Here is a 14,021-nt window from a genome sequence, read left to right on the forward strand (position 1 = left end):
GGGGGGGCTTCCTCATAGGACATCCCTTTGCCGCACACCCCCTCCACCATGCTCTGCATGGTCCCCCTCCCCGCCAGCGGGGAGGATTTGATCCCCCAAAAGGTTCAGATTGGCGCAAGGGTCGATTTGCTCTACAGCCTCCCCATTCCTTCCCTTGTCGTAGAGATATGATGCGCGTTTTCGCCGCTCTTGCCGTCCTGATGGCCAGCCCGATCGCCGTTCCGGCACAGGCGCAGAAACAGGCCGAAGTCCAGCCCAAGTTCAGCACGCCTGCCAAGGCCGCACAGGTGCTGGAGGCCAATGTCGCCGACCGCGCGCCCCCGCCGCCGATCACCGACAAGGAGAATCTCTGGCTGCTCGACCTGTCGACCGGTGGCCGGGTGACGATCTGGCTGCGCCCGGACGTCGCGCCCAAGATGGTCGAGCGGATCAAGACGCTGACCCGCCGCCATTTCTATGACGGCCTGACCTTCCACCGCGTGATCGACGGCTTCATGGCGCAGGGCGGCGATCCCAAGGGGGACGGTACCGGCGGCTCGGACCTGCCCAATGTTCCGGCCGAGTTCAACTATCTGCCGCATGTGCGCGGATCGGTTGCCGCCGCGCGCGCCGACGATCCCAACAGCGCCAACAGCCAGTTCTACATCGTCTTTCAGCCGCGCTTCGCGCTCGACAAGAAGTACACGGTGTTCGGCCGGGTGATCGACGGCATGCAATATGTCGACGCGATCGAGCGCGGCGAGCCGCCCGCGAACCCGAGCAAGATCGTCCACGCCTATGTCGCGGCGGACAATCCCCCGGCCTATGTGCCGCTGGCGCCTGCGCCCGCCCCCAGCCTGGGTGCGCCGGTGACGTTGCCCGGCGCGGCGGCCAAGCCCGCCCCTGCCCGTCGCCCCGCCCCCAAGGCGGCTCCGGCCAAGAAGGCGGCAACGGCCACCAAGTGAACGTAGATCTGTTCGACTTCGCGCTGCCGCCCGAGCGGATCGCGCTGTACCCGGCATCCCCGCGCGATTCGGCGCGGATGCTGGTTCTGGAAGGGGACGCTACCCGCGATGCGCGGGTGAGCGACCTGCCCGCCGTCCTGCGCGCGGGCGACCTGCTGGTCTTCAACGACACCCGCGTCATCCCCGCTCAGTTGGAGGGCACGCGCGGCGAGGCGCGGATCGGCGCGACGCTGCACAAGCGGGAGGGGACGCGCCGCTGGCGCGCCTTCATCCGCAACGCCAAGCGATTGCATGACGGTGACGTGATTGACTTCGGCGCGGGCGTCACCGCCACCGCGCGCGACCGGGCCGAAGATGGCAGCTTCGCGCTGGACTTCGCCGGGGACGAACCCGTCGAGCTGCTGCTGGAGCGGGCGGGCACCATGCCCCTGCCCCCCTATATCGCGCAGAAGCGGGGCGTCACCGAGAAGGACGCCGACGACTATCAGACGATGTTCGCCAGCGAACCCGGCGCGGTCGCCGCGCCGACGGCGGCGCTGCACTTCACGCCCGAGTTGCTCGCTTCGCTCGACGCGGCGGGGATCGAGCACGCCACGCTGACGCTGCATGTCGGCGCGGGCACCTTCCTGCCGGTCAAGGCCGACGACACGGTCGATCACAAGATGCACGCCGAATGGGGCCGCATCGACGCCGCCACCGCCGATCGGCTGAATGCGGTCAAGGCGCGCGGCGGCCGGGTGATCGCCGTCGGCACCACCTCGCTGCGCCTGATCGAGAGCGCGGCCGGAGAGGATGGCGTGATCCGCCCGTTCGAGGGCGATACCGCGATCTTCATCACGCCCGGCTATCGCTTTCGCGGGATCGACGGGCTGATGACCAATTTCCATCTGCCGCGCTCGACCCTGTTCATGCTGGTGTCGGCGCTGATGGGGCTGGAACGGATGCAGGCGGCCTATGCCCATGCGATCGCCACGGAATATCGCTTCTATTCCTATGGCGACGGATCGCTGCTGCTGCCGGAGCCCGCCGCATGATCCTGCTGGCGCTGCTGCTCCAGGCGGCAACGCCCGGCGCCAACGAAACGGTGACGGTGACGGCGCGCCCCAAGCCCTTTGCGCAGACGCCCGCGACCATGGTGGTCGAACCGGTCGCGATGATGATCGCCGCCTTTGATGCGGACGGCGACGGCAAGACCACGCGCGCCGAGATGGAGGCCGGGGTCAAGCGCTCCTATGACCTGATCGACACCGCGCATCAGGGTTCGATCGGCTATATCCAGTTCGCCGACTGGGCGGAGCGCTGGCTGGGCGACCGCAACGCGCTGCCCAGTCCGTTCGATGTCGACAAGGACACCGACAACCGCATCACCCTGGCCGAGTTGCAGGCCCATTTCTCGCGCCTGTTCTCACGCTTCGACCGCGATCAGGACGGCGCGATCACCCGCGCGGAGGCGTTGACCATCCGCACCATTCCCGCCGACGCCAACGGCCCCACCGGCCCGCTCGCGCCCAGAGACAGAAAATGACCGCCCGCTTCTCCTTCGCCATCCACGCCACCGACGGCCGCGCCCGCACCGGCACCATCACCATGAAGCGGGGCGAGATTCGCACCCCTGCCTTCATGCCCGTCGGCACCGCCGCCACCGTCAAGGCGATGAAGCCGGGCGACGTGCGCGCGAGCGGCGCGGACATCATTCTGGGCAACACCTATCACCTGATGCTGCGCCCCGGCGCGGAACGGGTGAACCGGCTGGGCGGCTTGCACGGCTTCATGGGCTGGGACCGGCCGATCCTGACCGATTCGGGCGGCTATCAGGTCATGAGCCTGGCCGAGCTGACCAAGCGGTCAGAGGATGGCGTGGCGTTCAAGAGCCATCTCGACGGCACCCGCCACCTGCTCAGCCCCGAACGCTCGATCGAGATCCAGCGGCTGCTGGGCTCCAACATCGTCATGGCGTTCGACGAGCTGGTCCCGACGACGTCGACGCGTGAGGTTCAGGCCAGCGCCATGGAACGCTCGATGCGCTGGGCCAGGCGCAGCCGCGACGCCTTTAACGCGGGTGGGCAACATGCCGAGGACAATGCGATCTTCGGCATCCAGCAGGGCGCGCTGGACGAAGGGTTCCGCAAGTCTTCCGCCGACGCGCTGATCGATATCGGCTTCGACGGTTACGCCATCGGCGGCTTGGCGGTCGGCGAGGGGCAGGAGGCGATGTTCGGCTGTCTCGACTTCGCGCCGGGCCAGTTGCCGGTCGAGAAGCCGCGCTATCTGATGGGCGTGGGCAAGCCGACCGATATCGTCGGTGCGGTCGAACGCGGCGTCGACATGTTCGACTGCGTTCTGCCAACCCGCTCTGGGCGCACGGGGCAGGCCTTTACCCGCAATGGCCCGATCAACATCCGCAACGCGCGCTTCGCCGAGGACCAGGGCCCGCTCGACCCCGCCTGTGGCTGTCCGGTTTGTGCGACCTGGAGCCGGGCCTATCTGCATCATCTGGTTCGTGCCGGGGAAATCCTGGGTGCGATGCTGATGACCGAGCATAATATCTGGTTCTATCAGCAAATGATGGCCGATCTGCGCGCCGCCATCACCGAAGGGCGACTGACGGCCTTTGCGGACGACTTCCGGGCGCGCTACGCTGCCAGGGAAACATCGGGCCAGTAGGAGAGTAACGATGACCGATCATATCGAAGACGCCCCCAACGAGATCCTCGCCGCCGCGAAGGAAGCCAAGGATCACGCCGTCGCCGCCGCCGAAGCGACCGCCGCGTCGGTCAAGGACAAGACGCGCAACTGGCCGCTGGGCAAGATCGGTCTGGGCGTGGGCATCGGATCGGCCGCGATCGCGGCGGCGGTGATGTACGGCACCCGCAACAAGTCCAAATAACGTAACGTCCAACAAAGAGGGTTTTCATGCGCCTTTTCCGTGCCGCGCTTCTGCTCGGCGTCGCCGCCCTTCCCTCGCTGGCGGGAGCACAGACCGCCACTCCAGCGCGCACGGAAAGCGTGAAGCCGATCGAATTCACCACGCGCACCCTGCCCAACGGCCTGCGCGTCTATGCCATTCGCGACACGACGACGCCCAACGTCTCGGTCCAGGTCTGGTATGATGTAGGGTCGAAGGACGATCCCAAGGGTCGCTCGGGCTTTGCCCACATGTTCGAGCATCTGATGTTCAAGGCGACGAGGAACCTTGTCCCCGAACAGATGGATCGCCTGACCGAGGATGTCGGCGGCTATAACAACGCCTCCACCGCCGACGACTATACCAATTATTTCGAGGTGGTGCCCGCCAACCACCTGCAGCGCCTGCTGTTCGCGGAAGCCGACCGCATGGCCGCGCTGGTCGTCGAGCCCAAGAGCTTCGCCAGCGAGCGCGACGTGGTGAAGGAGGAACTGCGCCAGCGCACCCTCGCCCAGCCTTATGGCAAGCTGTTCTCCATCTATTATCCCAAGCTCGCCTACACGACGCATCCCTATGCGCGGCCGGGTATCGGCAGCCTGGAGGAACTGGAGTCGGCGGGCATCGACGATGTGCGCGCCTTCCACGCCACCTATTACCGGCCCGACAATGCCGTGCTGGTCGTCTCGGGCAATTTCGATCCCGCCCAGCTGAACGCTTGGGTCGACCAGTATTTCGCCAACATCAAGCGCCCGGCCGCCGCGATCCCGCGCGTGACGGTGCAGGAACCGGCCCGGACCGAGGCCGTCACGCGGACCGTCTATGAGGCGAACGTGCCGCTTCCCGCCGTCCTCATCAGCTATCATATCCCGCCCGAGCGGAGCGCCGACACCCCCGCCATCATGGTGCTGAACGCCATCCTGTCGGCGGGTGAAAGCTCGCGGCTGTACGAGGATCTCGTCTATCGCGACCAGCTGGCGCAATCCGCCTCGACCTTCCTCGACACCAAGCAGTCGACCGGCAATCTGGTCGCCTATGCCATGATGGCGGGCGGCAAGCCGGTGGCCGAGGGCGAAGCCGCCCTGAAGAAGGAAATCGCCCGGCTGCGCGACGCCCCCGTCTCCGCCGCCGAGCTGGCCGAGGCGAAGAACGAGCTGCTGACCGCCGCGCTCAAGCAGCGCGAAACCGCCGAGGGCAAGGCGAACCTGATCGCCAACAGCGTCATCGTCGATGGCGACCCGACCGCCGCCGACCGCCAGATCGCCGCCGTCCAGAACGTGACCGCCGCCGATATCCAGCGCGTCGCCCGCGAGTATCTGAAGGACAGCCAGAGCGCGACCATCCGCTACCTGCCCGAGTCCGAGCGGCCCGCCAATGTCCGCGTGATGCCGATCGAGCTCGCGCCGACCGTGCAGACGGCGGCGCTGACCCCGCCCGCCAATATCGAGGTGGTCACGCCCGCGCCCGAGGGGCAGCGTATCCTTCCCCCCGCCCCCGGCGCGCCGATCGCGCCCACCCTGCCCCAACCGGTGGTTGCGACACTGCCCAACGGCCTGCGCGTGGTGACGGTGGAGCGGCACGAACTGCCGCTCGTCACCGCTTCGCTGGTGGCGCTGGGCGGTGCGGCGACCGATCCGGTCGGCAAGGCGGGCGCGAGCAGCCTGTCGGCCGAGCTGATGACCAAGGGCACCACCACCCGCTCGGCGACCGAGATCGCCCGTGCGGTCGAGAGCCTGGGCGGCTCCATCTCGGCGGGTGCGTCGGATGACGGCGCGACGATCGACCTGACCGTGCCCTCGGCCCAGGCCGACACCGCGATGACGATCCTGGCCGACGTCGCGACCCATCCCGCCTTCCAGCAAGCCGAGATCGATCGCGCGCGGACCCAGTCGATCGACGGCCTGAATGTCGCGATGAAGGACCCGGCGCAGCTTTCGGCCATGGTCGCCGACCGCGTCGTCTATGGCGGGCGGCCCTATGGTCAGCCGCTGTCGGGCACGCCCGCCTCGCTGAAGGCGCTGACCCGTGCCGACCTGACCGCTGCTTATGCGCGCAGCTGGAAGCCCGGTCAGGCGACCCTATTGTTCGTCGGCGACGTCACGCCAGCCCAGGCCAAGGCACTGGCCGAGCGGTATCTGGGCAGCTGGCGGGTCGCTGGCCCGGCATCGGCTTCGGTCAAGCCCGCCGAGCCCGCCTTCCCCGCGCCGCGCGTGATCGTGGTCGACATGCCCGACGCCGGACAGGCGGGCGTGGTCGTCGCCCGTTCGGGTATTCGCCGCGCCGATGACCGCTATTACCCGCTCGCCGTCGCCAATACGGTGCTGGGCGGCGGCTTCTCGTCGCGGCTCAACCAGGAAATCCGCATCAAGCGCGGTCTGGCTTACGGCGCGGGCAGCTCGGTTTCGGTGGGGCGCGATATCGGCATGATCTCGGCGCGGACCCAGACCAAGAACCCCTCCGCCGCCGAAGTGGTCGGGCTGATCGACCAGCAGATGCGCCTGCTCGGCACCGCGCCCGTCCCGCAGGACGAGCTGGCAACGCGCCAGGCGGTGCTGGTCGGTGGTTTCGGCCGGACGATCGAGACGACCGACGGTATCGCGGACATCCTCGCCAACTATACGCTCCAGGGCGTGCCGCTGGAGGAGCTGAGCCGCTACATCCCGCGCGTGCAGGCGGTGGATTCGGCGGCGGTGCAGTCCGCCTCCGCCGCGCTGCTCGATCCCAAGGCGGCAAGCATCATCGTCGTCGGCGACGCCAAGCAGTTCCTGCCCGCGCTGAAGGCCGCGCATCCCGATGTCGAAGTCATCCCGGCCGACGCGGTGAACCTGGACTCGCCCAAGCTGCGCTGATCGTCCCACTCCTCCCCAGGCGATGCTTGGGGAGGAGTTCTTGTCGGACGGCCGCACCGCCATCATCCGCCGATACGCAAAATCCTTAACCCTATCGGGTATAAGCGCCTGAGCGAACACGGACAGGCCAAGGACACTCCACGCATTGCAGGTGGCGAAGCGAACGATACGGCGGATGGTGCAGGGCTGGCTGATACTGGTCGGCGTGTTGCTGACGTTCGGCCTGGTGCTCGCCGCCCATGGGGCGTGGCGCCGGGCTTCGCGCCCTGTCCCGATCGCCAGTCCCTCGCCTGCCCCCCGGCCCACCACCCAGGCCCCCGCCCCCGCGCCGGAAATATTTCCCGCCGCCGACGGCAGCACGGGCACGGTCGCCCTGCCCAACCTGCCGATCCCGCCGGGCGCGGTCCTGACCGACAGCGGCGTGGTCGCCGCCGCCCCGTTCCGCTGGGGCCGCGCCACCGCGACCGACAAGGCGCGGGCGATGCAATGCCTGACCGCCGCGCTCTATTACGAGGCGAGCGGGGAAAGCATCGACGGACAGCGCGCGGTTGCGCAGGTCGTGCTCAACCGGGTCCGCCACCCCGCCTTTCCGGGCACCGTCTGCGGCGTGGTCTATCAAGGCGTCGAGCGTGCGCATTGCCAGTTCAGCTTCGTATGCGACGGTGCCTTGTCCCGCCCGCCCGCCATATCGGGATGGTCGCGCGCGGCGCGGATCGCGGCGGCGGCCTTGTCGGGCAGCGTCTATGCGCCGGTGGGCCTCGCCACCCATTACCACACCTATGCGGTCACCCCGGCCTGGAACCGGGCGATGGTAATGACCGATATGGTCGGCGCGCACCTGTTCCACCGCTGGAAAGGCTATTGGGGCACGGCGGCGGCGATGAGCCGGGCCTATGCCGGAGGCGAAGTCCTGCCGGTTGCGGTGCCTGCGCCCCAGCCGGAGGTGGTGGCAGTCGCGACGACCGACAACGGGACGCTACCGCCCGTGTCGGCGACTCTGCTGGTCCCGCCCCTGCCCGGCACGGTGGCCGCCCCCACGCCTGCGTCCGCTCCGCGCACACCACAAAAGACAATGCCCGCGGCACCTACCGGCACCACGGGCATCACGGAAAAGCTGATCCAATCGGGCGACATCCTCGACAAATGGAAGGATAGCGGCCGTCCGATCGATCGTCCCGGCGAGCCGCGCCCGGTCAGTCCGGGCACGGTCACCGCATCGGGTCAGCGACGATAGTTGCGGTCATGCTTCTCGAAGCGGACCTGGCGGCTCAGCACGTCATAGCGCCGGTCCAGATCACGCTGCTCGCCGATGCTCAGCCCACCGCCCGACCGGCGATAGCGATATTCCAGCTGGCTCAGGTCGCGCAGCTGCGAGCGCAGGCGAACCGCTTCACGCCGGTTGAGCGCACCCGAACGGATGCCCTGGTCGATCCGGGCATTCAGCTGCCCCTGGCGCTGCGCGATCGGCGTCCAGCGCTGCGCCTCGGCGATCGTCGGGACCGCGATGGTGGCAAAGCCCAGCGTAGCGAGAATCATGGCCTTCATGACGTTACTCCCATAAATAAGCGGGCGAATACTGGCCCGATCAGGAATATGGTGACGACCGTTCGCAAAGCTGTCGCACCATGATGACGAAAGTGTCATCAATTGTCGCAAGGCGATGCACTTCGTTCATCTGGAACGGCCCAACGCTCGAGCGGAGAACCTTCAAGACATGAATTGGGCCGATCGATTGCGCATCTTGATGCACGACCGACCGGCCCGGTCCTTAGGATAAATTGTGGACCGCGTTTAGCGGCAGCGGACGTTATCCCGCTCGATCGCACGACCTGCGAGCGCGCCGCCGGCCGCGCCCAACAGCGTGCCCAGCGTCTGCGATCCGCCCGACGTAATCGCGGCGCCCAGTGCGCCACCGGCGATGCCGCCGACGATCAGGCCCGTGGTGCCGTCGTTGCGGCGGCAATAATAGCGACCGTCCTGACCGACATAGACGCGGTCGTTCCGGCTGAGACGACGCTCGCGATAGCGCGCATTGTCGACATAATAGCGGTCGGCATAATAGCCGCCATAAGCCGGGTCGGGCCGATTATAATCATAGGCGTAACGCGGCCCACCATAATCGCCGCCCAAGCCGCCACCATAGGTCGAACAACCGGAAACCAGCGTCGCGGCCGCCACCAGGCCGAGTGTCCATGCACGCATCTCATCCTCCCTATCAGGTGATGCGGGTGGAAGCGCGCGGCGCGGGGAAAGGTTGCGATAGGTTAAAGGCTCACGCGGAAATTGGCGAGGTTCGGGTTATCCAGTTGATGCCGCTCGGCGGGAACGGCGGAAGGCTGTATCAATCGCCTCTCCCGCCAACCAAACGCCGCCCCTGCTTCAGCCTAGGTGAAGTCGAAGCCAAGGCAAATCCTGTCGGCGCAGGGCGCTATCGGACATGCCTCTCTGACGGGAAGGTTACTGCCGCACCTTTTCGATACAGGGCCTCTTAGCAAGAACTGGGATAGAATGGAGGCGATGACAACCAATGCCTCCTCCGTCCCGCAACTGACCCCGGCCTTCGCCGAGGTGGGGGCAGAGCAAGAAGTTTACTTCTTACAGCAGCGTCCCCCTTTACCATGCTGCGAATGCCGCCCCCCCGTACAGGGGCGGATGGTCACTCCGCCGCCTGGGCCTGCCGTTTATCGAGCAACGGTTTCAGATACTTGCCAGTGAAGCTGCGCGGTTCGGCGGCGACCACCTCCGGCGTACCGACCGCGACGATCTCGCCGCCCTTGACGCCGCCTTCGGGACCCAGGTCGACGATCCAGTCGGCGGTCTTGATGACGTCGAGATTATGCTCGATCACCACCACCGTATTGCCCTGCTCGACCAGGGCATGCAGCACTTCGAGCAGCTTGCGCACATCCTCGAAGTGAAGCCCCGTCGTCGGCTCGTCGAGGATGTAGAGCGTGTTGCCCGTCGCCCGGCGCGACAGCTCCTTGGCCAGTTTCACCCGCTGCGCCTCACCGCCCGACAGGGTCGTCGCCTGCTGGCCGACCTTGACATAGCCCAGCCCCACCTCGACCAGCATCGCCATCTTGTCGCGGATCGGCGGCACCGCCTGGAAGAACGCGGCGGCGTCCTCGACGGTCATGTCGAGCACATCGGCGATCGAGTGGCCCTTGAACTTCACCTCCAGCGTCTCGCGATTGTAGCGCGCGCCGTGGCACACGTCGCAGGTGACATAGACGTCGGGCAGGAAGTGCATCTCGATCTTGAGCACGCCGTCGCCCTGGCACGCCTCGCACCGCCCGCCCTTGACGTTGAAGCTGAACCGACCGGGCTTATAGCCGCGCGCCTGCGCCTCGGGCAGTCCCGCAAACCAGTCACGAATCTGAGTGAAGGCCCCGGTATAGGTCGCCGGGTTCGATCGCGGGGTGCGGCCGATGGGCGACTGGTCGATGTCGATCACCTTGTCGAGATGCTCGAGGCCGGTGATCTTCTCATGCTTGCCCGCCAATATGCGTGCGCCGTTCAGCGACCGCGCAGCGGCGGCATAGAGCGTGTCGATGGTAAAGCTCGACTTGCCCGATCCCGACACGCCGGTGATGCAGGTGAAGGTGCCGAGCGGAATGCTCGCGGTGACGCCCTGCAAATTGTTGGCCGTCGCCTTGTGCACGGTCAGCTTCTTGCCCGACCCCTTGCGGCGCTTGGCGGGCACGGCGACCTCGCGCGTGCCGTTCAGGTAATCGGCGGTGACGCTGGTCTTGGACTTGAGCAGTTGCTTGAGCGTCCCATGCGCAACGATCTGGCCGCCATGCACGCCCGCCCCCGGCCCCATGTCGATCACATAGTCGGCGGTGCGGATCGCATCCTCGTCATGCTCGACCACCAGCACCGTGTTGCCCAGGTCGCGCAACCGGCGCAGCGTCGCGAGCAGCATGTCGTTGTCGCGCTGGTGAAGCCCGATCGACGGCTCGTCAAGCACGTACAACACGCCCGACAGGCCCGAGCCGATCTGCGACGCCAGGCGAATGCGCTGGCTCTCGCCACCCGACAGCGTGCCGCTGGTCCGGTCGAGATTCAGGTAATCCAGGCCGACATTGTTGAGGAAGCCCAGCCGCTCGACGATCTCCTTCAGGATCGGCTGCGCGATGGCGCGCTGCTGGTCGGTGAGGTGCTCCGGGAGTCCGGTAAAGAAGGCCAGCGCATCGACCACCGACAGGTGCGTGGCGTAAGAGATGTCCTGCATGGCGATTTTGACCGCCAGCGCCTCGGGCTTCAGCCGCGCGCCGTGGCAGACTTCGCAGGGCTGCGACGACTGGTAGTTGGACAGCTCCTCGCGCATCCAGGCGCTCTCAGTCTGGAGCATCCGGCGGTTGAGATTGCCGATCACGCCCTCGAACGGCTTCTTCACGTCGTACGACTTCTTGCCGTCGATGAAGGTCAGCGTGACCGCCTTGCCCTTGGTACCGTGCAAAATAGCTTGATGCACGGACGGGTCGAGATCCTTCCACGGCGTCTCAAGCGAGAAACCGAACTCGCGCGCCAGGCTGCCCAGCACCTGCATATAATAGGGGCTGGGCGGGTTGGACTTGGCCCAGGGCACGACCGCGCCCTTCTTGATCGACAGCTCGTGATTGGGGACGACCAGATCCTCGTCGAAGATCAGCTTTTCGCCCAGACCGTCACAAGCCGGGCACGCCCCCTGCGGCGCGTTGAACGAGAACAGGCGCGGCTCGATCTCGGAAATGGTGAAGCCGCTGATCGGGCAGGCGAACTTCTCCGAAAACACGATGCGGCCATCGGGCGCGTTGTTGCCCAGCACGGCGGACTTGGGCGTCGCGGGCTCGACCGGATCGGCGGGGTCGACATAGGCCAGACCGTCGGCCAGCTTCAGCGCGGTCTCGAAACTGTCGGCCAGCCGCGTGGCGATATCCTCGCGCACGACCAGACGATCGACCACCACCTCGATGTCGTGTTTGAACTTCTTGTCGAGCGCGGGGGCCTCATCGATTTCGTAAAGCTGGCCGTCGATGCGGACACGAGTGAAACCCGCCTTCTGCCACTCGGCCATTTCCTTGCGATACTCGCCCTTGCGGCCGCGCACGACGGGGGCAAGCAGGTAAAGGCGCGTCCCCTCGGGCAGGGTCATCACCCGGTCGACCATCTGGCTGACCGTCTGCGCCGCGATCGGCTCACCGGTGGCGGGGCTGTAAGGAATGCCGACCCGCGCCCAGAGCAGGCGCATATAGTCGTAGATCTCGGTGACGGTCGCCACGGTCGAGCGCGGATTGCGGCTGGTCGTCTTCTGCTCGATCGAGATGGCGGGCGACAGCCCCTCGATATGGTCGACATCCGGCTTCTGCATCATCTCCAGGAACTGGCGCGCATAGGCCGAAAGCGACTCGACGTAACGCCGCTGCCCCTCGGCATAGATGGTGTCGAACGCGAGGCTGGACTTGCCCGACCCCGACAGGCCGGTGATAACCGTCAGCGTGTCACGGGGAATGTCGATATCGACATCCTTGAGATTATGCTCGCGCGCGCCGCGGACGGAAATCTTGGTCAGCATGGGGCAGGTTCTACTTCTGTTCCGGGAGGAATGCCAGAGGCGAGATAGGAAGGGCAGCGGAAGGTTTCGAGGGGGGCGGGCTTGCGGTAACGTGCAACGATCGCTCATGATCCCGTCCGTGCATGGGGATTGCACTTCCCGGCGGCTCCATGTGATATTGTATCACACCTTGCGTGGAGACGTGCCATCTTGTCGAAGACCCTGCACCTGACCGCCCTGCTGCTGCTGGCGACCAACACCGCCCCCGCCTTTGCGCAAAAGGCCGAGAAGACCGAGACCAAGGCCACCACCGAAAAGAAGGATGACGAGGCCAAGCGCCCGCCCCTGCCCGACGACAAGACGATCACCCAGAGCGCGCGGATCGGCGGCAAGCTGATCACCTACAAGGCGACCGTGGGCAAGATTTCGGTGCGCGACGACAAGGGCAAGGAGATCGGGCAGGTCGTCTATACCGCCTATACCGTGCCTGGCGGCGATGTGCGGCGCCCCGTCACCTTCGCCTTCAACGGCGGCCCGGGCGCGTCGTCGGTCTATCTGAACATGGGTGCGGTCGGGCCCAAGCGCGTGCCGTTCGGGGCGCAGGGCGATGCGCCGTCCGACGCGCCGATCGCCACCGACAATCCCAACAGCTGGCTGGACTTCACCGACCTGGTGTTCATCGATCCGATCGGCACCGGCTTCAGCCGCAGCCTGGTCGATGAGGCGGAGACCAAGAAAGACTTTTACGCCAACGACCCGGACATCAAATATCTGTCCAAGGTCGTCTATGACTGGCTGGTCCAGGCCGGGCGGCTGCGCTCGCCGAAGTACATCATGGGCGAAAGCTATGGCGGCTATCGCGCGCCGCGCATCGCCTATGAGCTTCAGTCGCAGATCGGCGTCGGGGTGAACGGGCTGGTGATGGTGTCGCCCTATCTCGACCCCGCCTCGGGCGACGATGCCACCGCGCTGTCACCGTTGCCGTGGATGATCGACCTACCCTCGATGGCCGCCGCGCAGCTGGAGCGGCAGGGCAAGCTGACGCCCGAAGCCATGGCGGGGATCGAGGCCTATGCGCGTGGCGACTACCTGCGCGACCTGATGCGCGGGCGCTCGGATACCCAGGCGGTCGACCGGTTGGTCACCCGCGTCACCGAGCTGACCGGGCTCGACCCGGCCCTGGTCCGCAAGCTGGGCGGGCGGGTCGATACGCGCACCTATCTGCGTGAGATTCACCGCAATGATTCGACCATCGGCAGCATCTACGACTCGAACGTCACCGCCTTCGACCCCTTCCCCTGGTCGTCGCAGCAGCGGTCCAACGACCCGCTGCTCGATTCGCTGATCGCGCCGACGACCAGCGCGATGGTCGATTTCGTGACGCGCGAAGTGGGCTGGAAGACGGATGCTCGCTATCACGCGCTGTCCTATGAGGTGAACAGCGCCTGGGATCGCGGCAAGCCCGACGACACGCCCGTCACCGACCTGCGCAAGGCGATCGCCAACGATCCGAAGATGAAGGTCATGATCGTCCATGGCTGGGACGACCTGTCCTGCCCCTATTTCGCGTCGCGGCTGATCGTCGACCAGATGCCGAGCTATGGCGTGGCGCAGCGGGTGAAGTTGAACGTCTATCCCGGCGGGCACATGTTCTATAGCCGGACGGATAGCGGCGCGGCATTCCGACGGGATGCGATGGCGATGTACGGGGGATAAGGTTCTTCGTCCGATACGGATTGATTCTTCCCTCGCCTATTCTCCGGCACGCTCCAGAACGGAGAGAACATCGC

Annotated in this window: 11 protein-coding genes; 8 read left to right on the forward strand and 3 right to left on the reverse strand. The window is 66.4% G+C overall.

Annotated elements, in window-relative coordinates:
* Window positions 1–170: 170 nt before the first annotated feature.
* From SSA01S_RS12040 to SSA01S_RS12070, 7 genes are all read left to right on the forward strand, one after another.
* A complete protein-coding gene (locus SSA01S_RS12040) occupies window positions 171–944 on the forward strand; it encodes a peptidylprolyl isomerase (RefSeq protein WP_061780575.1) in 774 nt (257 codons plus the stop codon).
* A complete protein-coding gene (gene queA, locus SSA01S_RS12045) occupies window positions 941–1,978 on the forward strand; it encodes a tRNA preQ1(34) S-adenosylmethionine ribosyltransferase-isomerase QueA (protein WP_061780545.1) in 1,038 nt (345 codons plus the stop codon). Before SSA01S_RS12040 ends, queA begins: the two co-directional genes overlap by 4 nt.
* Window positions 1,975–2,469 carry an EF-hand domain-containing protein gene (locus tag SSA01S_RS12050; protein ID WP_153002862.1) on the forward strand — a complete coding sequence of 165 codons (495 nt, stop codon included), beginning with the start codon at window positions 1,975–1,977 and terminating at the stop codon, window positions 2,467–2,469. Before queA ends, SSA01S_RS12050 begins: the two co-directional genes overlap by 4 nt.
* Window positions 2,466–3,608 (forward strand): tRNA guanosine(34) transglycosylase Tgt, encoded by a 1,143-nt coding sequence (tgt, locus tag SSA01S_RS12055; RefSeq protein ID WP_061780546.1) that lies wholly within the window; start codon window positions 2,466–2,468, stop codon window positions 3,606–3,608. Before SSA01S_RS12050 ends, tgt begins: the two co-directional genes overlap by 4 nt.
* Window positions 3,609–3,618: 10 nt before the next feature.
* A complete protein-coding gene (locus SSA01S_RS12060; RefSeq protein WP_058731881.1) occupies window positions 3,619–3,831 on the forward strand; it encodes a hypothetical protein in 213 nt (70 codons plus the stop codon).
* A gap of 26 nt (window positions 3,832–3,857) precedes the next feature.
* Window positions 3,858–6,695 (forward strand): M16 family metallopeptidase, encoded by a 2,838-nt coding sequence (locus tag SSA01S_RS12065; RefSeq protein WP_061780547.1) that lies wholly within the window; start codon window positions 3,858–3,860, stop codon window positions 6,693–6,695.
* A gap of 151 nt (window positions 6,696–6,846) precedes the next feature.
* A complete protein-coding gene (locus SSA01S_RS12070; RefSeq protein WP_244885679.1) occupies window positions 6,847–7,929 on the forward strand; it encodes a cell wall hydrolase in 1,083 nt (360 codons plus the stop codon).
* On the opposite strand, the gene SSA01S_RS12075 is transcribed toward SSA01S_RS12070, so the two are convergent.
* The 3 genes from SSA01S_RS12075 to uvrA all read right to left on the reverse strand — a co-directional run bounded on the left by SSA01S_RS12075 (window position 7,917) and on the right by uvrA (window position 12,252).
* Window positions 7,917–8,240 (reverse strand): hypothetical protein, encoded by a 324-nt coding sequence (locus tag SSA01S_RS12075; RefSeq protein WP_058734413.1) that lies wholly within the window; start codon window positions 8,238–8,240, stop codon window positions 7,917–7,919. The genes SSA01S_RS12070 and SSA01S_RS12075 overlap by 13 nt on opposite strands.
* Window positions 8,241–8,486: 246 nt before the next feature.
* Entirely contained in the window at window positions 8,487–8,897 is a 411-nt protein-coding gene (locus SSA01S_RS12080; RefSeq protein WP_170171384.1) for a glycine zipper 2TM domain-containing protein, read from the reverse strand.
* 454 nt (window positions 8,898–9,351) lie between these two features.
* On the reverse strand, window positions 9,352–12,252 hold the full coding sequence (gene uvrA, locus SSA01S_RS12085; protein WP_061780549.1) for an excinuclease ABC subunit UvrA: 2,901 nt from the start codon (window positions 12,250–12,252) through the stop codon (window positions 9,352–9,354).
* 189 nt (window positions 12,253–12,441) lie between these two features.
* Here uvrA and SSA01S_RS12090 point away from each other — a divergent pair, with 189 nt between their 5' ends.
* Window positions 12,442–13,947 carry a S10 family peptidase gene (locus SSA01S_RS12090; protein WP_082795064.1) on the forward strand — a complete coding sequence of 502 codons (1,506 nt, stop codon included), beginning with the start codon at window positions 12,442–12,444 and terminating at the stop codon, window positions 13,945–13,947.
* Window positions 13,948–14,021: the final 74 nt, after the last annotated feature.

This window comes from Sphingomonas sanguinis NBRC 13937 (assembly GCF_001591005.1).
GTDB lineage: Bacteria > Pseudomonadota > Alphaproteobacteria > Sphingomonadales > Sphingomonadaceae > Sphingomonas > Sphingomonas sanguinis.